The following is a 434-nucleotide window of genomic DNA, read 5'->3' on the forward strand; positions in this document are numbered from 1 at the left end:
ACTTGGTTCACGTGTTGCGGTTGTAGAACTTCTGATAAGCGAGCCACCATTTGACTTTGATTAGGATCGCCAGCCCCTAAGCCGACAGATAAAGCGTTGTTGGTTGCTGCTTGGTATTTTTTCATATCGTCAATGGCTGCTTCATCGGTTTCATAGTTTTTTGAAAGGACGCCTAACACAACATGCCCTTCTGCTGCTTCATAACAGGCTTGGGCATTTTCTACTGAATTGGCTAAGACGTTTAAACAAATGCGTTCTTCTAAATAATTAGGTTTTAATGACATGGCTTATTTCTCCTTTGTGTCCATAATTTCTTGTAATCGTTGCACGATTTTGTTCATTTCTTCTTGATTGACAGAACGAATGTCAAATTCAATGATGCCATTGTTGGCTTGATATTCACGCGTATAAATGGCCGGACTTTCTGCTTTTAA

Annotated in this window: 1 protein-coding gene; it reads right to left on the reverse strand. The window is 39.9% G+C overall.

The window, feature by feature from the left end:
- A partial coding sequence (locus AB3I72_RS13825) for a KDGP aldolase (protein WP_002379294.1) occupies positions 1-284 on the reverse strand: 284 nt, incomplete at its 3' end.
- Between the last annotated feature and the right edge of the window lie 150 nt (positions 285-434).

The organism is Enterococcus sp. GC34, assembly GCF_040886645.1.
GTDB lineage: Bacteria > Bacillota > Bacilli > Lactobacillales > Enterococcaceae > Enterococcus > Enterococcus faecalis.